Source organism: Streptococcus sp. HF-2466, from assembly GCF_015594645.1.
GTDB lineage: Bacteria > Bacillota > Bacilli > Lactobacillales > Streptococcaceae > Streptococcus > Streptococcus anginosus.
The window spans coordinates 26,824-51,714 of the sequence record NZ_JADNQU010000001.1 but is presented as its reverse complement, the minus strand read 5'-3'; the positions used below and the strand labels follow the sequence as shown (position 1 = coordinate 51,714).

Annotated in this window: 24 protein-coding genes and 1 pseudogene; 6 read left to right on the top strand and 19 right to left on the bottom strand. The window is 39.0% G+C overall.

What is annotated here, in order from left to right; genetic code table 11:
• Window positions 1-11: 11 nt before the first annotated feature.
• From parC to parE, 5 genes are all read right to left on the bottom strand, one after another.
• On the bottom strand, window positions 12-2,468 hold the full coding sequence (parC, locus tag IYQ91_RS00275; protein ID WP_195672738.1) for a DNA topoisomerase IV subunit A: 2,457 nt from the start codon (window positions 2,466-2,468) through the stop codon (window positions 12-14).
• Between the two features lie 211 nt (window positions 2,469-2,679).
• Window positions 2,680-3,501: an aminoglycoside 6-adenylyltransferase gene (locus IYQ91_RS00270; protein ID WP_195672737.1), complete on the bottom strand. Its 822-nt coding sequence runs from the start codon at window positions 3,499-3,501 to the stop codon at window positions 2,680-2,682.
• A 19-nt stretch (window positions 3,502-3,520) separates the two neighbouring features.
• Window positions 3,521-4,255: a DUF6261 family protein gene (locus IYQ91_RS00265; RefSeq protein WP_195672736.1), complete on the bottom strand. Its 735-nt coding sequence runs from the start codon at window positions 4,253-4,255 to the stop codon at window positions 3,521-3,523.
• Window positions 4,256-4,449: 194 nt separating this feature from the next.
• Complete coding sequence (locus IYQ91_RS00260; protein ID WP_195672735.1) at window positions 4,450-5,361, bottom strand: hypothetical protein; 912 nt, start codon at window positions 5,359-5,361, stop codon at window positions 4,450-4,452.
• 9 nt (window positions 5,362-5,370) lie between these two features.
• Complete coding sequence (parE, locus tag IYQ91_RS00255) at window positions 5,371-7,314, bottom strand: DNA topoisomerase IV subunit B (protein ID WP_195672734.1); 1,944 nt, start codon at window positions 7,312-7,314, stop codon at window positions 5,371-5,373.
• Between the two features lie 182 nt (window positions 7,315-7,496).
• On the opposite strand from parE, the gene plsY reads away from it, so the two are divergent.
• Window positions 7,497-8,144 (top strand): glycerol-3-phosphate 1-O-acyltransferase PlsY, encoded by a 648-nt coding sequence (gene plsY / locus IYQ91_RS00250; protein WP_195672733.1) that lies wholly within the window; start codon window positions 7,497-7,499, stop codon window positions 8,142-8,144.
• 37 nt (window positions 8,145-8,181) lie between these two features.
• Here the strand turns inward: plsY and nt5e are convergent, their stop codons facing one another.
• From nt5e to IYQ91_RS00230, 4 genes are all read right to left on the bottom strand, one after another.
• Window positions 8,182-10,335 (bottom strand): cell surface ecto-5'-nucleotidase Nt5e, encoded by a 2,154-nt coding sequence (nt5e, locus tag IYQ91_RS00245; protein WP_195672732.1) that lies wholly within the window; start codon window positions 10,333-10,335, stop codon window positions 8,182-8,184.
• Between the two features lie 159 nt (window positions 10,336-10,494).
• Window positions 10,495-11,130, bottom strand: coding sequence for a tetratricopeptide repeat protein (locus IYQ91_RS00240; RefSeq protein ID WP_195672731.1), 636 nt, complete (start codon window positions 11,128-11,130; stop codon window positions 10,495-10,497).
• A gap of 48 nt (window positions 11,131-11,178) precedes the next feature.
• Entirely contained in the window at window positions 11,179-11,646 is a 468-nt protein-coding gene (locus IYQ91_RS00235) for a deoxycytidylate deaminase (RefSeq protein WP_003024408.1), read from the bottom strand.
• Window positions 11,647-11,663: 17 nt separating this feature from the next.
• Window positions 11,664-12,248, bottom strand: coding sequence for a TetR/AcrR family transcriptional regulator (locus IYQ91_RS00230; protein WP_003024406.1), 585 nt, complete (start codon window positions 12,246-12,248; stop codon window positions 11,664-11,666).
• 134 nt (window positions 12,249-12,382) lie between these two features.
• On the opposite strand from IYQ91_RS00230, the gene IYQ91_RS00225 reads away from it, so the two are divergent.
• Window positions 12,383-13,228, top strand: coding sequence for a DegV family protein (locus IYQ91_RS00225; RefSeq protein WP_195672730.1), 846 nt, complete (start codon window positions 12,383-12,385; stop codon window positions 13,226-13,228).
• Window positions 13,229-13,270: 42 nt separating this feature from the next.
• On the opposite strand, the gene IYQ91_RS00220 is transcribed toward IYQ91_RS00225, so the two are convergent.
• The 4 genes from IYQ91_RS00220 to eno all read right to left on the bottom strand — a co-directional run bounded on the left by IYQ91_RS00220 (window position 13,271) and on the right by eno (window position 16,953).
• On the bottom strand, window positions 13,271-14,002 hold the full coding sequence (locus tag IYQ91_RS00220; RefSeq protein WP_195672729.1) for a DUF3307 domain-containing protein: 732 nt from the start codon (window positions 14,000-14,002) through the stop codon (window positions 13,271-13,273).
• Entirely contained in the window at window positions 13,995-14,669 is a 675-nt protein-coding gene (locus IYQ91_RS00215) for a SatD family protein (protein WP_022525881.1), read from the bottom strand. Before IYQ91_RS00215 ends, IYQ91_RS00220 begins: the two co-directional genes overlap by 8 nt.
• A 160-nt stretch (window positions 14,670-14,829) precedes the next feature.
• On the bottom strand, window positions 14,830-15,570 hold the full coding sequence (locus IYQ91_RS00210; protein WP_117644442.1) for an NAD-dependent protein deacylase: 741 nt from the start codon (window positions 15,568-15,570) through the stop codon (window positions 14,830-14,832).
• A gap of 78 nt (window positions 15,571-15,648) precedes the next feature.
• Complete coding sequence (gene eno, locus IYQ91_RS00205; protein WP_195672728.1) at window positions 15,649-16,953, bottom strand: surface-displayed alpha-enolase; 1,305 nt, start codon at window positions 16,951-16,953, stop codon at window positions 15,649-15,651.
• 175 nt (window positions 16,954-17,128) lie between these two features.
• Here eno and IYQ91_RS00200 point away from each other — a divergent pair, with 175 nt between their 5' ends.
• Complete coding sequence (locus tag IYQ91_RS00200) at window positions 17,129-17,581, top strand: DUF1694 domain-containing protein (RefSeq protein WP_195672727.1); 453 nt, start codon at window positions 17,129-17,131, stop codon at window positions 17,579-17,581.
• An 11-nt stretch (window positions 17,582-17,592) separates the two neighbouring features.
• A complete protein-coding gene (locus tag IYQ91_RS00195; protein ID WP_195672726.1) occupies window positions 17,593-17,916 on the top strand; it encodes a nuclear transport factor 2 family protein in 324 nt (107 codons plus the stop codon).
• Window positions 17,917-18,001: 85 nt separating this feature from the next.
• On the opposite strand, the gene IYQ91_RS00190 is transcribed toward IYQ91_RS00195, so the two are convergent.
• The 6 genes and pseudogenes from IYQ91_RS00190 to IYQ91_RS00165 all read right to left on the bottom strand — a co-directional run bounded on the left by IYQ91_RS00190 (window position 18,002) and on the right by IYQ91_RS00165 (window position 23,695).
• Window positions 18,002-18,751 carry a PHP domain-containing protein gene (locus tag IYQ91_RS00190; protein WP_195672725.1) on the bottom strand — a complete coding sequence of 250 codons (750 nt, stop codon included), beginning with the start codon at window positions 18,749-18,751 and terminating at the stop codon, window positions 18,002-18,004.
• 237 nt (window positions 18,752-18,988) lie between these two features.
• On the bottom strand, window positions 18,989-20,182 hold the full coding sequence (locus tag IYQ91_RS00185) for an MFS transporter (RefSeq protein ID WP_195672724.1): 1,194 nt from the start codon (window positions 20,180-20,182) through the stop codon (window positions 18,989-18,991).
• A 110-nt stretch (window positions 20,183-20,292) separates the two neighbouring features.
• Window positions 20,293-21,639: an asparagine--tRNA ligase gene (gene asnS, locus IYQ91_RS00180; RefSeq protein WP_195672723.1), complete on the bottom strand. Its 1,347-nt coding sequence runs from the start codon at window positions 21,637-21,639 to the stop codon at window positions 20,293-20,295.
• A 14-nt stretch (window positions 21,640-21,653) separates the two neighbouring features.
• Window positions 21,654-22,028, bottom strand: a pseudogene (locus IYQ91_RS09920) (VOC family protein).
• Window positions 22,029-22,031: 3 nt separating this feature from the next.
• Window positions 22,032-23,210, bottom strand: a complete 1,179-nt coding sequence (locus IYQ91_RS00170; protein WP_195672722.1) for a pyridoxal phosphate-dependent aminotransferase — start codon at window positions 23,208-23,210, stop codon at window positions 22,032-22,034.
• Window positions 23,207-23,695 (bottom strand): DUF5590 domain-containing protein, encoded by a 489-nt coding sequence (locus IYQ91_RS00165; RefSeq protein WP_037593712.1) that lies wholly within the window; start codon window positions 23,693-23,695, stop codon window positions 23,207-23,209. The genes IYQ91_RS00170 and IYQ91_RS00165 overlap by 4 nt, the downstream gene beginning before the upstream one ends.
• A gap of 84 nt (window positions 23,696-23,779) precedes the next feature.
• Here IYQ91_RS00165 and IYQ91_RS00160 point away from each other — a divergent pair, with 84 nt between their 5' ends.
• Together IYQ91_RS00160 and IYQ91_RS00155 are read left to right on the top strand one after the other, a co-directional pair.
• The gene (locus IYQ91_RS00160) at window positions 23,780-24,226 is read left to right on the top strand and encodes a MarR family winged helix-turn-helix transcriptional regulator (protein ID WP_106079257.1); all 447 of its coding nucleotides are present in this window, start codon (window positions 23,780-23,782) and stop codon (window positions 24,224-24,226) included.
• Between the two features lie 66 nt (window positions 24,227-24,292).
• Window positions 24,293-24,844 (top strand): NADPH-dependent FMN reductase, encoded by a 552-nt coding sequence (locus IYQ91_RS00155; protein WP_195672721.1) that lies wholly within the window; start codon window positions 24,293-24,295, stop codon window positions 24,842-24,844.
• The last annotated feature ends 47 nt before the right edge of the window (window positions 24,845-24,891 follow it).

Below are 24,891 nucleotides of genomic sequence, written 5' to 3'. Positions count from 1 at the left end.
CTGATTTTCAATTATTTAATATTCGCAGAGAACACTTCTTCATCAGAAATAGTATCAGAGATAAAGCTACCGTTGCTGGTTCTTTCAGACAAACCGAGGTCAGCAAGATTCACTTGGTAAGTCGTTCCTTTGTTAGAAACAATAGAAAGAATCTGCTCTTCTTCTGCTGTTGGATGATCTGAACTAAAGAGGTCTAGTTCTGCAGGTTGCTCTCCAAAGACAGGACCTGCTTGGAAAATACGATGTGGCTTGGACTTCAGCTCGCGCAACACTTGCAAACCACGATTTGCTCGGCTCGTCACAGGAATATCTGCAACTGCCATTCGCTTGAGCGCTCCGCGCTGGGTCAAGATATAAAATGAATCAGTATTGGCAATAAAAGCTGCTGCTAAGACATCATCTTTTTTGAGATTGATAGCTTTGACACCTGCTGCCTTAGCGCCCACAACTGGTACTTCTTCGATATTGAACCGCAAGGCATAGCCGTTCTGGGTCACTAGCATAACATCGTCTAGCTTGATTGGAGAAAGTGTGATAATTTGGTCGTCTTCATTTTTTAATTTAGCAAATTTAACAGACTTGGACTTATAGGTGCGCCAAGGACTGAATTCTTTTCGCTCTACACGCTTGATTTGCCCTAGTTTTGTTACCGCCAAATAAGTGCCTTCGTCAAAATTATCTACTAACTCAGTGTAGATGACTTCTTCGTTGGTCTCAAAATTAGTAATGGTCTGGCTAAGGTGCTCCCCGATTTCTTTCCAGCGAATGTCTGCCAATTCATGAACTGGTCGATAGATGACATTTCCAAGATTGGTAAAAATCAAAAGGTGCTGAGTGGTTTTCGCCGAGCTGACAAAAATCAGACGGTCGTCCTCGCGCTTGCCGACCTCGTCAACCGTTGATGAATTGAAAGAACGTGGACTGGTGCGTTTGAGGTAGCCACCACAAGTGACGCTGACAAAAGTTTCTTCTTCCACAATCAGACTAGCCGTATCAATCTCAATGGTATTAGCCGTATCTTGCAATTCACTAAGACGAGGATTGCCAAATTTCTTTTTGACCTCGCGGAGTTCGCGCTTCATGAGATTGTACATGGTCCGCTCATCACCGATAATGGCTGAGAGCATGGCAATTTTTTCGCGCAATTCTGCTTGTTCTTCTTCCAGAATCACCACGTCTGTATTAGTCAAGCGATAAAGTTGGAGAGTGACAATGGCCTCTGCCTGCTCTTCGGTGAAATCATAGCTGACTTTGAGATTTTCCTTGGCGTCAGCTTTATTTTCCGATGCACGAATGAGCGCAATCACTTCGTCCAAGATAGAAATTACTCGAATCAAGCCTTCTACGATATGCAGGCGCTTCTCTGCTTTGGCCTTGTCAAATCGACTACGCGCCAGAATAATCTCTTTTCGGTGGGCAATGTAACTAGTCAGAATCGGCACGATCCCTACCAAACGCGGTGTGAAATGATCAATCGCCACCATGTTAAAGTTGTAATTGACCTGCAAATCCGTATATTTAAAGAGATAATTCAAAATCAGCTCGGTATTGGCATCCTTTTTCAGCTCAATGGCAATACGAAGCCCGTCACGGTCAGACTCATCTCGCACTTCTGCAATGCCAGCTACCTTATTATTGACCCGAACGTCATCAATCTTCTTGACCAGAACAGCCTTGTTAATCTCGTAAGGAATCTCGGTGACAACAATCTGCTCTTTGCCGCCTTTGAGCTTTTCAATCTCCGTCCGAGAACGCACGACAACGCGCCCCTTTCCAGTCTCATAGGCTTTCTTAATCTCATCTCGCCCTTGCACAATGGCCCCTGTTGGGAAGTCAGGCCCCGGCAGAAACTCCATGAGTTTGTCAACTTTGGCTTTGGGGTGGTCAATCATATAGACCACCGCATCGATGACTTCCGCCAGATTGTGAGGCGGAATGTCCGTCGCATACCCAGCAGAAATCCCCGTTGCCCCATTCACCAAAAGATTGGGAAAGGCAGCAGGCAATACGGTCGGTTCTTTCTCCGTATCGTCAAAGTTCCAAGCAAAAGGCACCGTGTCCTTTTCGATGTCTTGGAGCAAGTAGCCCGCAATCTCAGACAAACGAGCTTCGGTGTACCGCATAGCGGCTGGCGGATCGCCGTCCATAGAACCGTTATTTCCGTGCATTTCTACTAAAATTTCACGGTTCTTCCAGTCCTGAGACATACGCACCATGGCGTCGTAAATGGAGCTGTCACCGTGCGGGTGGAAATTCCCCATGATATTTCCGACAGATTTGGCAGACTTGCGGTAGCCCTTGTCAAAGGTGTTGCCGTCCTTGTTCATCGAATAAAGAATCCGACGCTGCACGGGCTTCAGTCCGTCACGAATATCGGGTAAAGCCCGCTCTTGAATGATGTATTTGGAGTAGCGCCCAAAACGCTCTCCCATGATGTCCTCTAAGGACATATTTTGAATGTTACTCATAAGATACAAAGGGACGTTTCGGCTTGCCGAAAATTTCTGTAGAAAAATAGGAAATCGATGCAGGGTTCGATGAACTCCAGTCGATTTATCTTTTTTCTAAGTCTTAGTCCCGTGTTCAGTTGCTATACAACCAAACTATCCTTTCTGTAATTTTCTTTTTTAATGCTTCCTGATGTAAGAGGCATCTCTTATGAATGAGCAAAGTGGATTATCACTTTCTTAGATTCAGTTTTTCTTTAGTGTACTGAATCATTTTTTCTGCAGTTTCTTTATCATAAGGAAAACCAGTCTTGAGAGAGAAAGCCTGAGCTTCTTTGTGAAAAAATTGCTGCGTAGACAGTAGAGACTGGATGAGGCTTTCTTTGTTGGAAAAATCAAGCAAAGCGGCAAATTCTTCCTCCTTCTCAGCGGGCAAATACTGAAACAGATACTTGTAGTTTTTGCCGACATCAATGACTCCTCTATCCGCTGCCACTTGCCAAGCCAATAATTTCAGCAATTCTTTCTGACAGATACCATAGAGATGATCCACCGCATACACAAATTGCTGACGCTGAATCCCCTTGACAACATAGGCTGAAACCCACCAGAATTCATTGCACGATTTTGCAAAATCATCTGCACTCGCTGGTTTTGTCCAATAACGTTTGGAACTAGGTGTATAGGGCTGAAAGAGTCCCTGTGGGTCGTCCAACACCGTAAAGTCTGCTTCGCTATCTACCCACTCTTTAATGTGCTCCTTAGGGCAAAGGGTCAAATCTATCCGATTACCATCTTCAAAGAGCATCAGATAGAGACGGCGATGGTCAAGTATATTATGCTGCTCAATAATGCGCTTGCCAAACCTTTCCAACCAAGCAAGGTCAGCTACCAGTCCATCCAAATCATCCACAATGTAAACTACATCATAGTCTTGAAACTCGTCCTTGGGAGCATCTGGATTTGTCCGCGATCCAGACATGGCAACAGCATCGACTTTTAGCACTTTTGCGGTTTGCAAAATCAAATCCAACATTTCACTTTCAGTTCTCATGGCAGTACCTACCTTTTTGTTAGATCGCTTCTTTCACTTTCTTAACCGCTTTGCGTTTTTTGTAGCGGCTGCGAATGGTATTGAGGTGGTCGCGAAGATCTGCATAGTGGCTTCTTTCTGGGTAGGCATAGGTCATGATAGCGGTGAAATCCAGCAGGAAATCGTAGATTTCTTGTAGCTGAATGCGGAGTTGCTTGCTTTGGCTAGGCACTTTGCCTTTCAACTCGGTCAAGCGCTCCTTATAGGCTTCTTCAAACCGCTTTTGCGCAGTCATCAAGCTTTCCACATGAGCTTCCAAGTGCAGTTTTGCCAGCGCCGTTTGATAGGTCGATTTCTTCAGCTCTTGGAGCAGGTGGTTGATGCCCTCTGTCTCTTTTTCATAGTTGGCAGCCGCAATCCCTGCATAATTTTTCAGCAAGCCCGCCAAGATATCGTAGGCTTCTTTGGTCGCAGTCTCCTTGACCCGTGAAAATGCCCGCACCAAAGCAGTCAGCGTCCCCAAAGCATCGTCTCGCTCGCGGTCGGCTTGGTCTAAACTGGTCACCAAGCGACTGGCTTTCGTCTGATGAAGCCCCTCCTGAAACTTAGCCAAATGCTGGCTCATCTCTTCCAGCTTACTCGTATAAATACTTTCAACCTTGTGCGCCTTGTTAAAAGCAGCAATCGCCTCTTTCGACTCGGTCATGAGCTGGGAAAATTCGTTGTTCTCCAAATTGCGTACCGTTAAACTAATGACTCCGTATTCTTTTGTCATAAACTCCTCTTTCTTCGTGTGTTTTTTAGTTTTTTGCTTCAAAATCGCTCAGAACACATGTAAATATTCGTCTTTTGCTCTAAAAATTCAAATCACACATGTGTGATTTGGTTTTTTACTCCTAGACAATAAATTCTTCATGTGAAATTTCTTGTTTTAGGGGCAGGGAAGGGTAATCTTCGTATAGGATGAAGTCATTTCTTTTTCAATTCATTCAACTTAGATAAATTTCTTCCCATTTCCAGACTGAGAATCACAAACAAGGTTGAAGTATAAATATTATCATACCATTGTTCCAATTCCTCATCATTCATATTTAGATGATATTGCTCATCGTTGTTATGCCTTAATCCTCCTTTGTTATACATCTCAGAAAGATTATCAAAAACAGCAATTTTCTTAGAAATCTTTTCACCTTTCTTATTCGTGTCAGCTCCTTTTGTTTGTAACACTATTTTTAATTCATTATAAATATCCTTTAATTCTTTAGGTAGTGTTTCAGGATGTTCAAACTCTTTGAGATATGGCTCCAAATAGCCTGCTAAAGAAAGAAGTATCTCTTTCTTACGCTGAATATTTCTCTTATTTGAAAAATGATTATATTCTAAAACCCTTATCGCATCTTCAATATTAGTTTCAGATATAATCTGAGAAACTTCCGAGGCATAAACATTCTTTTCAACGATGATTTGACGACCATTTTCTAGTTCTTTTAATTCATGATTGTTTTTAGCCAAGCAATAGTCTATCCTCTCTCTAACCTTTGGGAATTCTTTTATTAAAGTTGCTTTAGTAAAAGTAAGAATTTTCCCATTGCTTATCATGAAAGAATTCAAATCAATAATAAATTCTATATAAGTAAACAGACGATCAGGACCATTAAAATTATTATTAAAATAATCTTTTGCCTCATCATAAGATCTAAACTGCATTTTTCTGTAGTTTTCATACAACCAAAAATTCCTATTAAACACATCCCTTATCGATTCTGTTGTGTAAGGTGATATTTCTTTTAACTTTAATATCAGATTAGAAATTATTTCAAATTCTTTATCTGGATCAAAGTCCATTTGCTCTAAAATTTCAAAATAATTTTGTCTAGCCATTTCCCTCTCCTAAAACACTCCACTCTCCTCCAGCGTAAACTTAACATTATCTTCAATCCATTTACGGCGGGGTGGGACTTTGTCGCCCATGAGGACATTGACGCGGCGCTCGGCACGAGCCAAGTCGTCAATGGTAACGCGAATGAGGGTGCGGTTTTCAGGGTTCATGGTGGTTTCCCAGAGCTGGTCGGCGTTCATTTCTCCAAGCCCTTTGTAACGCTGCAGCATGGCACCTTTGCCAAATTTCTTGCGCAGGTCTTCTAGCTCACCGTCCGTCCAAGCATACTCGACAACCTCGTTCTTGCCCTTGCCTTTAGACATCTTATAAAGCGGCGGCAGAGCGATATAGACATGGCCTGCTTCAACCAGCGGACGCATATAGCGGTAAAAGAAGGTCAACAGGAGCGTCTGGATATGGGCGCCGTCCGTATCAGCATCGGTCATGATGATAATCTTGTCATAGTTGGCGTCTTCTAGAGAGAAGTCCGAGCCAACACCTGCACCAATGGTGTAAATCATGGTGTTGATTTCTTCGTTTTTGAGAATGTCCGCCATTTTTGCTTTTGCAGTATTGATAACCTTACCGCGGAGAGGCAGAATCGCCTGAAACTTGCGGTCACGTCCTTGCTTGGCAGAGCCACCCGCTGAATCGCCTTCGACCAGATAGAGTTCGTTTTTAGCTGGATTTTTGGATTGGGCTGGCGTTAATTTCCCAGACAGCAATCCCTTGTCTTTCTTGTTTTTCCTGCCATTACGGCTTTCATCTCTCGCCTTGCGGGCTGCCTCGCGAGCATCTCTCGCCTTAATCGCCTTACGGATGAGATTAGACGCCAATTCCCCATTTTCCAAGAGGAAGAAAGTCAACTTGTCTGACACAATCGAATCCACCGCAGGACGAGCAAGCGGACTGCCCAGCTTGTCCTTGGTCTGTCCTTCAAACTGCAAATGCTCTTCTGGCACTAAGATGGAAAGAACAGCCGCTAAGCCCTCACGGTAGTCAGAGCCTTCCAGATTTTTATCCTTTTCTTTCAGCAATCCAGTCTTTCTCGCATAGTCATTCATGACCTTGGTAATAGCAGACTTAAGCCCCGTCTCGTGCGTTCCGCCGTCCTTGGTGCGGACGTTATTTACAAACGATAGGATATTGTCTGAGTAACCGTCATTGTACTGGAGAGCCACTTCCACTTGAAAACCGCCCTCTTCTCCCTCGAAATAAAGAACTGGTGTCAAAGTTTCCTTGTCCTCGTTCAAGTAGCTGACAAAGTCCTGCACCCCATTTTCATAATGAAAATCAACAGACGCGCCAGTTCGCTCATCTGTCAGAGAAAGGTGAACATTTTTCAAGAGAAAGGCTGATTCATTGAGCCGCTCCGAAATGGTATTGTATTTGAAATCTGTCGTTGAAAAAATCGTGTCGTCAGGCATAAAGGTCACTTTTGTGCCCGTTTTTGACTTGGGAGCCTTGCCAATCTTTTCCAGACTGGTAACAGGTTTTCCACCTTGCTCAAATCGTTGCCGATAAACCGTTCCGTCACGTGTGATTTCAACTTCCAGCCAGCTAGACAATGCATTGACCACAGAAGAACCCACACCGTGCAGCCCCCCAGAGGTCTTGTAACCACCCTGACCGAATTTACCCCCAGCGTGGAGCACTGTAAAGATGACTTCTACTGTTGGGATTCCCATAGCGTGCATACCGACTGGCATTCCCCGACCGTGGTCTGCTACAGTCAAACTCCCGTCTTTGTTAATGGTCACGTCAATCATGTCGCCAAAGCCAGACAGAGCCTCGTCAACTGCATTGTCAACAATTTCCCAGACCAAATGGTGAAGCCCAGTTGCATCGGTTGAGCCGATATACATACCAGGACGTTTACGAACCGCGTCCAATCCTTCTAATACTTGAATGGCATCATCATTGTAATTGTTAATATTGATTTCCTTTTTTGCCACAAGGAACCTCCTGAATCATTCATCCTTTCTATCTTACAAGTTTTTAGTGAATTTTGCAAAGATTTTTAGAAAATAGTGTATTCTTTCTGCTTCTCACCGCTATTTTTTCAGCCTAGACAAATTTTATAAAATATTTCTGGTCGTTCAACTATCAAAATCAAAATTCATGGTATAATAAAAACATGATAAAGATAGTTTTTACATTGATAGTAGCTTATTTGATTGGTTCAATCCCTGCCGGGCTTTGGATTGGACAAGTATTTTACAAGAAAAATCTCCGCGAATATGGTAGCGGAAATACAGGAACGACCAATACCTTTCGTGTCCTTGGAAAAAAAGCAGGCATGATCACCTTTATTTTCGACTTTTTTAAAGGAACATTTGCGACTTTACTGCCATTTTTCCTTCATATCAACGGTATTTCTCCTCTCGTTTTTGGACTTTTAGCCGTTCTTGGGCATACCTTCCCCATTTTTGCTGAATTTAAAGGCGGTAAAGCCGTGGCAACCAGCGCAGGTGTCATTCTTGGCTTTTCACCGACTTTCTTCACTTATTTAGCTGTCATCTTTTTCAGCTGCTTGTATTTGACTAGTATGATTTCCTTTTCGAGTGTGACAGCTGCTACCTCTGCTATTCTAGGAGTCTTAATTTTCCCACTATTTAGTTTTCTTTTGCCACGTTATGATGTACTCTTTACCGTAATTGTACTCGCACTAGCGCTTATCATTATCGTTCGACACAAAGATAATATCCAGCGAATTCGGATGAAACAAGAAAACCTCATTCCCTTCGGATTGAATATCACAAAACAACAACCTAAACAGAAATAAAAGAAGCTAGGATAAAAAATCTTAGCTTCCTTTTATTCTATTCTTTGTGAGCTTTTTTAAATCTGGATAATCCTAAAAGTCCAACAACAAAGCCAAATAAACTGATAAAGGTAGTATCTGTTGTACCTGTTTCTGGCAAGCTCTTTTGACTTGAAGGCATAAATTGTTTATGTACATTGACTGGAATCGTTGCCGTTCTTTGAGCTGTATTTGTTTGAACTGCTGGCACAAGTTCTTTTTCTCCAGTTTCATTTGGCTTCACTTGGTTAGCAGCTTGATCCTGAAGTTTCTTGTATTGTGCAGTTGAGATTGAGATAGTTCGTGAATTAGGATTGACAACCGCATAAGCTGTTAAGTCTGTTTTTGCTAAATAGTCCGCAAAAGCCACATCCATTGAAGGACCTTCTTCGCGAGCCCCGCCCAACATACTATAACCATCACCACCTGCAGCCAAGAAATCGTTGGTTGTAAGATAGTAAGTTTTTGCGAGATTTAATTTTTCATATTTTCCTGTTTCAGGATTTTTAATTTCAATGCCAAGAATACGCTTATCAGCTGGCAAGGTTGTGTCATAATAAACTTTTGCTCCAGAAACTTGAAGGAAGCCACCACTTGGTTCAAGTAGCGGTTGACCATTTTCATCTAGGACTGGTTTGCCGTCTTTTTCTTGTAAAATAGAGCCTAAAGACTTAGCAAACATGTCTGCGATGTTTTGCCCAGTTACTTTTATTTGAGTAATCGTATTGCCAAATGGTAGAACAGCAATGATATCTCCTTTGGTGATTGGTTTTCCTTTCGCAATTGTTTCACGAAGTCCGCCGCCGTTAGTTACAGCAAGGTCTGTCTTATGACTGAATCCTGTTTGTCCGTACTCATAGAGCGCATCTGCTACGACATTTCCAAGATTGGTTTCTCGCACACGCACATTTTCCCGATTGCCATTTAACTCAACTGGGCTATTAGCAACGACCACTTTTGCGTTTTCTTGGTCATATTTCTCTTTGATTTTGTTTACTAATTGCTGAATAGCTGGATCTGGAGTAACGCCTTTTACTGAATCAGCTGAGATTTGTTGAGGATTTCCTAGAAGTTGACCAGATTTGTATGTTACTTTTCCGATATTATGCAAGTAACTACCTGTTTGATTATAAGTAACATTGTCTCCATAGGTTACTGATTCTACAGTATGTGAATGCCCGTCAATCACCGTCACACGTTTTCCTTTTAGCAAAGGATTTTTTGATAATGCTTCTGCCAAGGTAGAACCACGCCATTCAACTGGTGTCGTCGTATCTACACCCAAATGCGCCAAAACGACATAATGTTTGTAAGTTTTACCTTCCGCTTTCGCACGAGATTCCACTTCTTCAATGACTTTATTGACTTCTGAAATTGGATCTGTAAACGTAACCCCTTGAACATTGCGTGGGTGTGTTTTTGTTGCAGTTTCTGGCGTTGTCACCCCAATAACCACAAATTCATCTCCCACAACATTCTTGTCTTTATCAACAATCGTAGAAGCTTCAAAAAGACGTGCTCCATTGACATAAGTATTGGCACTAAGAAGAGGGAATTTCAAAATTTCTTTGTATTTTTTCACCTCATCCAAACCAAAGTCAAATTCATGATTTCCGACCGCCATTGCGTCATAGCCAATCTTATTTAAAATATTCGCGCGTTCTTCCCCTTTTGAGCTATTGGAAATCGGAAGTCCTTGAAAAGCATCGCCTGCATCCACAACAAGTGTTGTTTGATTGGTCTTTGCACGTTCTTGCTCAATGACTGCTGCTAATTTAGCATCGCCAATGACTCCTTTTTCTTCCACAATACGACCGTGTACATCATTTGTATGAAGAATAACCGTATCTTTTTCAGATTGAGTTGTAGGTGCAGCAACCGCTTGAGCGGTTGGAGTTATAGAATCTGCTGGAGTTACAGAAGTTTCAACTTGTTTGTTCTCGCTCTTTTCTGTTACTTTCTCCGTGGAAGCTTCAGTAGCAGGCGAAACTGCTGAATCGCCTTGAGCGATCGTAGGGGCTACCGACTGATTTTCTTTAGGAACTTCTACTTGCTCTACAGGTGCTGTTGAAGCAGCTGGATCTACAGCATCAGCAGAAACCTGATGTGCTAAAATTGCTGGAGCAATTAGCAATGTTGACAAAATGGGGATAATGAATTTTTCCTTTTTCATAATCAATCCTCTTTTATTCTTTATTGATTCTATTATACAAGATTTTCTGGTAAAATAAAACCTTATTGAGCAATCTTTATCTTATCGTTCGCTAAAATTATTCTAAAAAGAAAAATACTCTAACTTTTACATTAGAATATCTTATTTCACAAACATTATTTACAAACTTCTACCTTGTGAGTTTATCTGTGCCATTATGTCCTTCAGCCCTGCTGCTCCAACGGAATCACCTGCTTTTTCAAAACACGCCAGTGCTTTTTGAGCATCAAATTTAGCCATTTTTATATCTCCCTTAGCTAACATTACCTCAGCCAAGCCCCGATAAGCACAAGCATGATTGACAAAGTCATCTGTTTGCAACGCTAAATTTAGTGTTTCTTGCAAAAGTTCTTCTGCAAGGTGAATATTTCCAAGTTTGAACTGTAAATATCCCTGTTCGTACAAATTGACTGATTTCTTTAGGACATCATTGGGGAAATGCTCTGTAATAATTGCAGCTTCTGTCATTATCAACTCATAAGCTTTTTGAAAATGTTCTTCTTCTCGTTCGACCATAGCTAATTGATGTAAGCCTATATGCTGTTCTTCCAGATTCTTTTCAGACATAGCTTGAGCATAATAGTCTTTTAAAACCTGACGAGCCAACTGAAAATCCTTTTCTTCCAAAGCAATATAAGCTTTTAAATTCAGTGTACTATAACTATCTTGGTCTATTTGATAAACGAATTGCTTGGCAAGCTGATATTGCCCATCAAACAATGCTTGCCAGGCTTTTTGAAGTTGTTCTTGTGTCATATTTTCTTTCCTTTTATTCATAGAAAACAAAATGTCCCACTCTAAAAGTTATATCAAATCAGTCTCCGAGATCGCCTCTTTCACTTTTTCGATTGGCAGATGTACTAGCTCAACTTTCTTTTCGCTATATAAATATCGCGCATAATCATCCATACGGTATTGATTGATATAAACCACTCGCTTGCAACCAACTTGTAAAAGCTGTTTCGTACAATTGAGACAAGGGAAATGAGTGACATAGACAGTAAATCCTTTTGGGATTCCACGCTCTGCACCTTGCAAAATTGCATTTACTTCTGCATGCAAAGTCCTCACACAATGCCCGTCAACTATCAGGCATTCATGATCGATGCAGTGCTCCGTTCCTGAAACAGATCCATTATATCCTGTTGAAATAACTTTATTATCCTTTACAATAACTGCACCAACGCTTGCTCGTTTGCAGGTTGAGCGATTTGCAATCAAGAGCGCTTGTGCTGCAAAATATTCGTCCCAAGCCAATCTTTTTGTCGCCATATTGTCACCTTCTTTTCTTACTTATCACTCAGTTTATCATTTTTTCGATGTGGAAAAAGCGGCAGTCCGAGCGATGCAATCTTTTCTGCTGGAACTTTCATGCCGTCTTTTGTCCATTTGATTAAAACAGAAACCACCGCCGAACTCCAAAATGAATTCATGTAAGTTGAAGCTTCTTTTCTGGAACTATTTTGTTTTTCCAAGAAATCAAACACAGCACTTGTCAACAGTTTTTCTAAATTATAATCCACTGCTAAGCTAAGGATTCGTGCTTCTTTTTTGACTTCTTTAAACAAGAACAGCCACACTTGATAAAGCTCGGTTCTCATATTGAATTGTTCCAATTTATCGGTAATCTTTTGTACTGTTCGTTGGAAAATCTCTTGTAAAATTTCTTCTTTTGAATCATAATTTCGATAAAAAGCTGCGCGCGAGACACCAGCTCTCTCTACTAATTCAGAAATGGTAATTTTTGCCAACTCCTTCTTTTCCAACAATTGCAACAAAGAAATTTCCAATGATTCTTTTGTAATTCGGTTAGATTCCTGATTTGATATTTTTAGATTTTCTAAAGATTTTTTCGATATTTTACGTTCCGACATAACATTTTCTTTCTACATGTAACAACCGACTGTAAAGGCTTTCTAAAGCGGTGTTTTCATGATATAATTGTAAAAAAAGGCAAACCTTTTGTCAATGTCTAATTAAGGGATCATCCCACTAAAGGAGAAATTGAATGACTTGGAAAATTGTAGCTGATTCAGGCTGTGATTATAGAACTATCGAAAACCTTGCTGTTGACACCTTATTTGAAAGTGTTCCTTTGACTATTCAAGTAGGCGATGAAATCTTTATAGATAATAATCAGCTCAATATTGATGAAATGATGGAAAAAATGTATGCCACTTCTTCGGCTTCAAAGTCTGCTTGCCCTAGTCCAGATGACTATATGAAAGCTTTTAATGGAGCTTCAAATATTTTTGTGGTCACCATTACAGGAACCCTATCAGGAAGCTATAATAGCGCACAAGTGGCTAAAAGACTCTATCTTGAAGACCATCCTGACGTGAATATCCACATTATTGATACTCTTTCTGCTGGCGGTGAAAATGATTTGATTATCAAAAAGCTTAATCTTCTTATCGGTCAAGGTTTAAGTTATGAAGAAGTCATAAAAGAAATTACAGCCTATCAAGCAAAAACGAAGTTACTTTTCGTTCTCTCCAAGGTTGATAACCTAGTTAAAAATGGACGACTAAGCAAATTACTTGGAGCCGTTGTAGGATTACTGAATATTCGTATGGTCGGCGAAGCCAGTCAAGACGGCAAGTTGGAATTGCTTCAAAAGGCGCGTGGTGCTAAAAAATCACTAGTCGCAGCTTTTGATGAACTCATCAAAGCAGGCTATGCCGGTGGACAAATCATTATTGCTCATCGAAATAATCCCAAGTTTTGCCAGCAATTTTCCGAAATGGTTCGTAAAAGATTCCCACAAGCTGTTATTGAAGTCATCCCGACTTCTGGACTTTGTAGCTTTTATGCTGAAGAAAATGGTCTCCTCATGGGCTATGAAATTCAATAATATAACGAAACTGTAGTCAATCACTAAACTACAGTTTTTATATTACAAATAAAGCAAACCAAAAACAATTAACACACTAATCATGCTAAAAAGTGAGCCAATGAGATAGTATTCTGCAAAGGACTGACTTTCAGAAATTTTGTTATACCGTGCGATTGACTTAGCAGTAAAGACTAAGCCAACGGAAGCGAACTGCCCAAATATAAGAGACAAAGCCATAATAAAACGCTCTAAAATCCCAATCATCGCACCTGCACCTGCTATAGTGTCTTGGTTATCTCCCTTTGACTGATACCTATTGAAGAAAAGCTTAAATAAAATATTAACAGGCTTTCCAACGATTGCTAAGAAAAGAAGAGTTTGAGCAACTGACGCTCCATTTTTCAGCCATTGTGGGTTGATTTTATTAGCTAATAAAGCATAAAATAGAAAAATACAAATCAAATGAAGGAGTTGGTCAATGATGAAAACTTGCTTTGTGAGTTTCTTTATTTCTATAAACGTGTTGAGCCTGTATTTCAGGAAATCAATAACTACATGACTAAGCCAAACAGCAATAAAGTAAATAATATTTTTCGGGAAAAAGATACTCAAAATCAGCAACGGAAGAAAAACAATGGCTAAATGCAGCAATAAATAAGGCAACTTTCGACATTTTAAATCTGCCATTTTTTGACTTTGCCATTGAAAATCAGCTAAAACATGCGCTAATAAGGTTAACAACAAGATTGGATGTTGTACAAAATAGTCTGAAAATCCCCACAAATTAGACATGTTTCTCCTCCTTCTCTATCGCATTTAGCATCAAGTTCATTGCAACTCGTTTATTTCTGAGATAAATTTTTAACCCACTCGCCTTGATACGTTTGTTGAAAGCACTCGGAGTGATACCAAGTAGTTTTGCCATTTCTTTATGCGAAAATGTTTCATCGTATATATTTTCAGCTAGTAATTGTTTGAGGACATCATATTGGATATCTGTCCACTTGGACTGAATAAAAGAGCACGCAGCTAAAATAGCATTGATTGTCTGACCGACTTCTTCGTCTGCCAAAGAAACCGAAATGTGATTGATGCCATAGTCATTCTTATCATGAACATAGTTAATCGCTTCTCTCGCGAGCCAATACGCCGGACCGTCAGAACCAATGCTTTGTTCTTTGTTAATTTCTGTAATCATGTCTCCAGCACCAATCCCAAATCGAATTTCATAAGGAGCAAATGCCATAGAAAGCTGATCCATGATTTGAAACATATCCGAATTTGGTAAAAACAAAGCTTGAAATTCATCGCCAGCTGTGACTGTAAAGGGAGAAACTAAATATTTCTGATATTGCTGATTCAACTCTTTCATCAATTGCAACAATTTCTGTTGCGCCTGCGCTCGATCTTGTATTTTTTTTGATTCAATAACGTCTCCAATAAGAGCAATGTACATCATCTTCTCACCTCTTTTTGTCTATTATAATGGAAATTTTAAAAAATTTCCATTATAAAGGACATTTCCCAAAATTTCCGTCATAGAGGACATTTTTTAATCTACTATCTCTAAAAAATACAGCTAAGCACATGATTGAAACCATCATTTGATTTGAAAATGACTACCCCATTACTTTCCATGCCTTACCCAGCACTTCTCCAATCTTGCCCTTGATGACCAAGTCAGCTTGACTATCTTGTAGTACATTGTTTTTATTGATAACAACTAAGTGCCGTCCTTGAAAATAATGAACCAAATTAGCAGCTGGATAAACAACTAGCGATGTTCCGCCAATGATGAGTAGGTCAGCTTGACTGATAACCTGAATAGCTTGAGAAAAAACTTCCATATTTAACGGTTCCTCATAAAGAGTCACATCTGGCTTAACTACACAACCACAAGTCTCGCAATAAGGAATGATTCCTGGCAATTTCAAAAAATCCTCTAAGTCATAAAAACGATGACAATTGGTACAAAAATTTCGATCCACACTACCATGAATTTTTAATACGTTCCTGCTTCCTGCCATCTCGTGTAAACTATCAATATTCTGGGTAACAATTGCTTTTAATTTCCCTAGCTTTTCTAGATAAGCTAAATATTCATGGGCTACATTTGGCTTAGCGTTAGGATAAATAAGATATTTCTTGTAAAAGTCAAAAAACTGTTCTGGATAACGTTCAAACATCGTATGTGAAACTAGTTGCTCTGCTGAAAAATGCTGGTTTAACTCAATATTGTAAATACCATTTGAGCTGCGAAAATCCGGAATACCAGATTCAGTTGAAACACCTGCACCACCGAAGAATACAATATTTTGGCTACTTTGAATGATCTGAGCCAGTTCTTCAATCTTGTCCATATCGCCCTCCTAAAAGTTACCAATATTATTAAAGAAAAAATCGGCTAGCAGAACTAGCCGATTCATATTATAGCTGAATTATTTTGACAAGTTATAGAAAGATTTCAAACCACGGTATTCAGCAACTTCACCAAGTTGGTCTTCGATGCGAAGTAATTGGTTGTATTTAGCAATACGGTCAGTACGTGACAATGAACCAGTCTTAATTTGTCCAGCGTTAGTTGCAGCTGCGATATCAGCAATTGTTGAATCTTCAGTTTCACCTGAACGGTGTGATACAACGGCAGTGTAACCAGCTTCTTTTGCCATTTCGATAGCATCAAATGTTTCAGTAAGAGTACCGATTTGGTTAACTTTAATAAGGATTGAGTTAGCACATCCTTCGTTAATACCTCTTTCAAGATAAGAAGTGTTTGTTACGAAGAAGTCATCACCAACAAGTTGTACTTTCTTACCAAGGCGTTCAGTAAGTTTCTTCCAACCTTCCCAGTCATTTTCATCCATACCATCTTCGATAGTGATGATTGGGTATTTATCAACTAATTGTTCAAGATATTCGATTTGTTCGTCAGCCGTACGAACTGCAGCTCCTTCACCTTCGAATTTAGTGTAATCATAAACTTTGCGTTCTTTGTCGTAGAATTCTGATGATGCACAGTCAAATCCAAGGAATACATCTTTACCAGGAACATAACCAGCAGCTTCAATGGCAGCAAGGATAGTTTCTACACCATCTTCAGTTCCGTCAAAACGAGGAGCAAATCCACCTTCGTCACCAACAGCTGTTTCAAGACCACGAGATTTAAGGATTTTCTTAAGAGCGTGGAAAATTTCAGCACCCCAACGAAGAGCTTCTTTGAATGTAGGTGCACCAGCAGGCACAATCATAAATTCTTGGAAAGCGATTGGAGCATCTGAGTGAGAACCACCGTTGACGATGTTCATCATTGGAGTTGGAAGAACTTTAGTATTGAATCCACCAAGGTAGCTGTAAAGTGGGATTTCAAGATAATCAGCAGCAGCACGTGCTACAGCAATAGATACACCAAGAATTGCGTTTGCACCCAATTTACCTTTATTTGGAGTACCGTCAAGTGCAATCATTGCACGGTCAATAGCTTGTTGATCGCGAACGTCATAACCAATAACTGCTTCAGCAATGATATTGTTTACGTTGTCAACAGCTTTTTGTGTACCAAGACCGCCGTAACGAGATTTGTCACCATCACGAAGTTCAACTGCTTCGTGTTCACCAGTAGAAGCTCCAGATGGAACCATACCACGTCCGAAAGCACCTGATTCAGTATAAACTTCTACTTCAAGTGTTGGGTTACCGCGTGAGTCTAGGACTTCGCGAGCGTAAACATCAGTAATAATTGACATTTTTTACTCTCCTTTGAGTTATTTTATTTACATTCCTATCATACCTTAAAAATCAGTTTTTTTCAAGGAAAAATCGTGCCTTTCTATGAAATTTACGATAATTTTCTATGTAAGCGTTTTATATTTCCGAATGTTTCTTGGATAAATTTCAAAAAAAGTATGCTATACTAACTTTATGACAGATATAAATAAAACAATAATGGAAAAATCTCAAGGGGGATTAAAATTAAATCCCGATGAGCAAAGAAAATTTTTAGAAACATTTGAAGAGCGGGTCATTGCAGAATGTAGTATTGATGAAGCTAACAGCGCTCCCATCCACGACCACTTTAAAGAAATTTTACAAAAGATTATCTTGGACTATCAGCCTGTGACTGTGAAAATATCTCCTGAGATCACCAGTCAATATCAAATTTTTTACTTAAAAATAGCAAAAGATCTTGGCTGCAAAGCAACAATCGTGTCTAGTAACTACAAGAATTCTCCATTTGGCTTGGTCATTCATAGTGATCATCCAGTAGAAATAGCTGAAAAAGAAATTGCTAGCCAATTTTCTGAGTTTTTCCAAACAGATTCAACCAAAAAAGCAGAAAAGAAACCTTCTTTTTGGAAAAGGTTGTTTCATTAAGGAAGTCACTAATGACAAATTTAGAAACATTAACCTTGTTCTTTCGAGCGGAAAATCAAAGAGATTGGAAAACTTACCAAAAATTTTTACATCCTAAAATCATCTGGGAATTGCATGAGCAAAAGGTTTCTGTTATTCGTGGAATAGAAGATTACCTTTCTAAGATTCAGCAAGCCTATCATCATAACACCATTCAATTTTCCTGTTTACATACCTTTTCAACAGACGAAAATCGGATTGTTACTATTCTCAAAAATGATTTTGGTCAACTATCCTGTGATATTTTTGAGTTTGAAAATGGTTTAATTATCAGAGAATATGAATATTTGTTATGATATTTCTATATCTGAGAACTAGTACACCTTGTAATCTAAAACAAATATAATCGGAGGTTAAGAACTTTTTGTTCTAACCTCTTTTTTATAGCAACATTCCTTCTTCTATGTCAAATTCCGTTAGGATTTGCTGGATTCGGTCGAAATTCAAGCGAAAATGTTCTAACGTATGGGCATCAGAGCCAACAGAATACTTTGTCCCGCCCAATTCTTTCACCAAAGATAGAGCATAGATATAAATATCTTCGTGATTATAGAGATACATAGACTTGCAATTTAGTTCAAAAGCCAAGTTGTATTCTATCATTTTCTGAAAGAGGGTACGAAGTTGGGGTTCAAAGTTTTTCAGTTCTTCAACCGTCACATTAAATTTACGAAAACCATAGTCAAAATGAGCCAAAACATCAGCTGGAATACTTTCAATAGCTTCTTCCATTTCTTTAAAATAAGTTGGAATCACCTTCATTTTATCAGATTGTAAAGCAGGTTCTTCTAAGTAATCGAACTTCCCATTATGGTGAACAGACAACAGTTTTAAATCATAATTTTTATTTTCTAAGAAAGCTAAAATATCTTTCTTTCGTGGTCTGTAATAGCCAATCTCAATTCCTTTTTTGATTCGATTTCCATATTTCCGATTGAGAGTAGCTATTTTTCTAGAATAAGACTCATAATCAGGAATATCATCGTGAGGAAAGCCTGCATCATACGGATAGGGATTAGATAAATCCAGATGTTCAGTCGTCACGATTTCACCATCGTAATGTTCCAAATAATCTCTGAAATCAGCATCTGAATCATAAGAAAAGTAAGTATGAAGATGATTATCGCGCATAAGTTTTCCTCCTATCATATCTATAACACTAAGGAATTATATAGCAGTTTATACTAACTACAATATATAGTATTTTTAAACAAGAGTTTCCTAAATTTGATAATTATATTTTGTAGTTGTGTAAAAAATAAGTATATAATTTTCCTTATATTTACTGTTTTTATCATAAGCAGCAACAACTGGTTGCATTAATTAAAAATTAGATACAAATCACTACTGCAGATAATAAATAATGAGCTAATTTTTGATTGATTTCAATTGTTTACGAATCATTTGAAAAACAATCACTAAAAGTGGCGTTAGCAAGATAAGAACTAGCCCTAATCCAATAAAAGTCTGATCAAAGCCAAAACTGTCAATCAGCCAACCAACAATCGGAAAAATGATAATCATGCTTAAACTGAACATCATTGAAGCAACACTTAACATGGTCGCTCTGGCTGAACTTGGTAAATACTGTTGCAAATCATTGTAAAATATTGGTTGATACATGGCATACAGAGCATTTGTTACCAAATAAATCATAATATACATGAATGGTGTTCCCAAAAATGACAGTACATAAGCTGCTCCTGTTAAGCTGACAACTACTGGAAAAATCCGAAAAGAATGCCATGTTTTCCCAATCTTACTGGCAAGAGAAACTGCCAAAATATTTAAGACGCTACCAATCAACATAACTGTTGAAATCTGCCATCCTGCCAAGTCTGGCAGTTGCTTTTGATAGTAAAAGTAAAACATACACATTATTGTTCCAACAAATTGAAAAATCATCATCCATGTAAAAAGGCTGGGATTACTTTTCATTTCTTCTTTTACCGTCAGGATTATTTTCTTCATCGTGACCACTTCGTCATTTTTCTTTTTCATTGTCGGTTCTTTTATCAACCAAATCAGAATTAAAACAATAATAGAAACTGCAATCATGATATAATAGGTAATATACAAATATCCATGTACAAATAACCCCGCTAGTACCGTTCCTAAAGAGATTGCTGCCTCAGAAACACCTGACATCAAACTTGATATTTTCAAATAACGGTCTTTTAAACCAGCTTCTACAGCAGAGTCATATAGCAGTGCAGAGCTCGTTCCTGAATCAAAGTTATAAGACAAAGCATTGATTATCATTGCCATTGTATATATCCAAAAATTCCCTTGCCCTGTCAACATTAAAATAGATGATAAAATGCTAGTCAAGCGGCTTACGTACAGATTGGTCTTATAAGAAAATCGATCTGCCAACATGCCTGACGGAATTTCAAAAACAATGCCTATTGCATGAAAAATACTCTCTAACAGCCCAATTTGCAGTAAAGACATACCATTTTGACTGAGAAATAAAATCCAAAAACTCGTAATACCTAGAAATCCTAAGAATTCCACTCCTGTCATAAGAGGAATATTTCTTTTGTAACTTCTCCTAAACATACTTTTTCCTTTACTAAGAAGAAATCGAACTTTCCGTTCAGTTTTATAACTTATTCATTTTTCATATTCTTTTAATTTTAAAAAAACGCCAATCGGCGTTTTTACATTTCCTAAGGCTCAATTCTGTGGAGCATACGTGGGAATGGAATGGCTTCACGGATGTGTTTCGTTCCTGCAACAAATGTCACCATACGTTCCAAACCAAGTCCAAATCCAGCATGAGGAACTGAACCATATTTACGAAGATCTAGATAGAAAGCATAGTCATCAGGGTTCAGACAATTTTCTTCAATCTTCGCTAATAATTTTTCATAGCTTTCTTCACGAGCAGAACCACCTATGATTTCTCCATAGCCCTCTGGTGCTAAAAGGTCTGCACAAAGCACACGTTCTTCGTTACCAGGAACAGGTTTCATATAGAAAGCCTTAAAGCTAGCAGGGTAGTTCACAACGAAAGTTGGCACACCAAAATAGTTTGAAATCCAAGTTTCGTGTGGTGACCCGAAATCATCACCTCGTTCGATATGCTCATACTCAGCTTCTTCATCATTTTCATGTTCTTGCAAGAGATCAATGACTTCATCGTAAGAAATACGTTTGAAGGGTTCTGTCACGTATTTTTTAAGAAGATCAGTATCACGTTCCAACACTTCAAGCGCATGTGGTGCACGATCCAAAACTCCTTGAATCAAAGCCTTCACATAAGCCTCCTGAAGATCAAGCGACTCATCATGAGTAACAAATGGATATTCTGCATCCATCATCCAGAATTCTGTCAAATGGCGGCGTGTTTTGGATTTTTCGGCACGGAAAACAGGGCCAAAGTCAAATACACGACCAAGTGCCATAGCACCTGCTTCTAAGTAAAGTTGCCCAGATTGACTTAGAAAGGCAGGGGTTCCAAAATAATCTGTTTCAAAAAGCTCTGTGGAATCTTCTGCTGCATTTCCCGATAAAATCGGACTATCAAATTTGATAAAGCCGTTGCGGTCAAAAAATTCATAGGAAGCATAGATAATTGCGTTGCGAATCTGCATAATTGCCATTTGCTTGCGTGAACGTAGCCATAAATGACGGTGATCCATCAAAAAGTCTGTTCCGTGTTCCTTTGGTGTGATAGGATAATCATTGGACTCTCCAACGATTTCAATATCCGTCACGTCTAATTCATATCCAAATTTTGAGCGTTCATCTTCTTTGACGATTCCTTTTACTAAAACAGCTGTTTCTTGGTTCAAGTGTTTGATGATATTAAATTTATTCAAACCCTCTTCTTCACCAAATTTTTCAAGGAAATTTGGCTTGAAAGCCACAGCTTGAAAAAAGGCTGTCCCATCGCGTAATTGCAAAAAAGCAATCTTTCCTTTTCCTGATTTATTGGCAACCCAAGCACCAATCGTCACTTCTTCTCCGACATGATTTTTAACATCCATAATTGAAGTATATTTTGTTGACACGTTTTTTCTCTTTTCTATTTTATTTTTTTATGATAAACAGCCTCAATGTTGTTCCCGTCTGGGTCTATCACAAAGGCCGCATAGTATCCCACATGGTAATTTTTACGTTCGCCAGGTGCACCATTATCCTTTCCTCCAGCAGCCAAAGCTGCTTGATAGAAAGCATCTACTTCTTAACAAGTTTGAGCACTAAAGGCAAAATGCATCGGCTCTTGTTGACCAACATTTAGCCAAAAATCACCACCTGGATCCACATCTCGCGGTTCTGTGAAACTAACGACCTGCCCCGTATCAAATTGAAGGTGATAATTTAAAGGAGTTAAAGCGGCTTGATAAAAAGCTTTAGAAACTTCTAAATTCTTTACCTTAAGGGTAAAATGATCGATCATTTTTTAATCCTCCATAAACGCCTTGATACGATGAACGGCCTCTTTCAAGGTATCCATATCCGTCGCATAGCTCAGGCGAACATTCTCTGGCGCACCGAAGCCAGCACCCGTTACAAGAGCGACACCTACTTCTTCTAGGATTGCTGTTGTAAACTCTGTCACATCTGAATAGCCCTTCATTTCCATTGCTTTTTTAACATTTGGAAAGAGGTAAAACGCTCCTTGCGGTTTCACCACTTCAAAGCCAGGAACCTCTGCAAGCAAAGGATAAATGGTATTGAGACGTTCTTCAAAAGCCTGACGCATGGTTTCAACAGTATCTTGAGGACCCTTTAAAGCTTCAATCGCCGCATATTGAGAAGCAGTGGTTGGATTAGAAGTCGTTTGTCCAGCCACTTTACTCATCGCTGCAATGATTTCAGGCTCTCCAACAGCATAACCCAGCCGCCAACCAGTCATCGAATACGACTTAGATACACCATTGATAACAATTGTTTGCTTGCGGATCGCTTCAGATAAGCTCGAAATCGGTGTAAATTCATTTCCATTGTAAACCAAGCGGCCATAAATATCATCTGCCAAAATGAGAATATCATGCTCTACAGCCCAATTACCTATCGCTAATAACTCCTCGGCAGTATAAATCATTCCCGTTGGATTGGAAGGAGAATTGAGCACCAAAACTTTCGTTTTCTCTGTCCGAGCAGCCTCTAATTGCTCAACGGTCACTTTGAAATGATTTGCTTCCGTCGCTTGAACAAAAACTGGTATCCCTTCTGCCATCTTAATCTGGTCGCCATAACTAACCCAACACGGTGCCGGAATAATCGCTTCATCACCTGGATTGATGACACTCATAAAAAAGGTATAAAGGGAAAACTTTGCACCCGTCGCAACGGTCACTTGATTTGGTTTAATCGTATAACCATAGTATTTTGCAAAATATGCTACAATTGCTTCCTTTAATTCAGGCAGACCACTGGTAACTGTATAAAAGCTAGCTCTACCGTCTTTTATTGCAGAGATAGCAGCATCTTGAATATTCTTCGGAGTTGGAAAATCTGGCTCTCCCAAAGTCAGCGAAAGGATATCACGCCCTTGTGCTTTTAAAGCTTTTGCGCGCGCTGCTGCTGCTAAGGTTACACTTTCTTCCATATCTAAAACACGATTTGATAATATCATAGCCCCTCCTTGCTGAGCAATGTTCCTGTTTCAAATCCAACATTATAATAAATTGTTCCAGACTTGACTTCCCAGATTGGTTGCTCTTTTACATAGCCAAATGTCACTTTATCAATTTGTTTGGCACCACTCTCTTTAGCGATTTGTTTTGCTTTTTCTTGACTAATCCCTTTGGACAACTCATAAGTATAGATTTTATCACTATCTGCTTCTATTAAAACAGCAAGCTGCGTCTTTTTACGATTTTTCCCCAAAAGACTATAATAACTTTTTTCACCGTTATAAATAGCAAAGCGATCCACTTTATCCAAATCCGCATATTGACGAGCAATTTTACTAGCCGTTACCTTAGCTGATTGGTAAGGATCCATAGATAGATTTAAAATGTAAAGAAAAGAAAAAGTGAGAACGACCAAAACTATCACACTTCCGATAATATATTGCCAAATAATGAAATTTCTATCATTTTTTCTTCTATTTTTCACTCGTCCATTATACTATAAATAAGGATTTTTTTCTATCTTTTTCTAAAATTTGATTTTATTACTACTTATTGATAAAATACAGTTATGGACAAACTAACAAAACTTTTTCAAGAAAATCATTTAGATTTAAAAACCATGATTATTTTAAATAAAGCTATTCGCACGATTCGACCTTTTGAAAATCAGGCGGCAAAACAACACAATCTGACTCCAACTCAATTTTCAGTTTTAGAAACCCTTTATAGCAAAGGGAACTTACGCATTCAAGACTTAATTGATAAAATGCTTGCTACATCTGGAAATATGACCGTTGTCATTAAAAATATGATACGAGACGGTTGGATTTTTCGTACCTGTGACCCATCTGATCGACGTTCTTTTTTAGTCGGATTGACTCCAGAAGGACGTAGCAAAATTGAAGCGGTACTTCCAGATCATATTCAAAATATCCAGCAAGGATTAAGCATTTTAACAGAGCAAGATAAAGAAGATTTGATTCGGATTTTAAAAAAATTCAAAAGTTTGAGCTAATTTCTTGCTAACTAGTGATATTTGTTGTAACATAAACAGGTACAAAAGAAAAGGAGAGTGACTTATATGTCTAAAAAAGTGCTATTTATCGTCGGGTCTCTTCGCCAAGGCTCATTCAACCATCAGTTAGCTTCTCAAGCTGAAAACATTCTTGCTGGCAAAGCTGAAGTTTCTTATCTTGATTTCAAAGATGTTCCATTTTTCAACCAAGATATTGAAAGCCCAACTCCTGCGGCTGTTGCCAAAGCTCGTGAAGAAATTCTCGCTGCTGATGCTATCTGGCTCTTCTCACCAACCTATAACTGGGCAATTCCAGGAGTTGTTAAAAATCTCTTAGATTGGCTATCACGTGCACTTGACCTTTCAGACCCATCAGGGCCTTCTGCTCTTAATGAAAAACTTGTAACAGTTTCCTCAGTAGCCAATGGAACTTCTCCAGATGAAGTTTTCAAACATTATCGCAGCCTTCTTCCATTTATTCGTATGAAAGTTGTTGAACCATTTACTGGTGTTGCCGTGAACCCGGAAGCCTGGGGAACTGGTCAACTGACAGTTTCCGAAGAAAAACAAGCTGAACTCGCAGCTCAAGCTGAAGCATTATTGGCAGCTATCGATTAAAATAAGCAAAAAATGGAATGACACTTTTAGATCATTCCATTTTTATT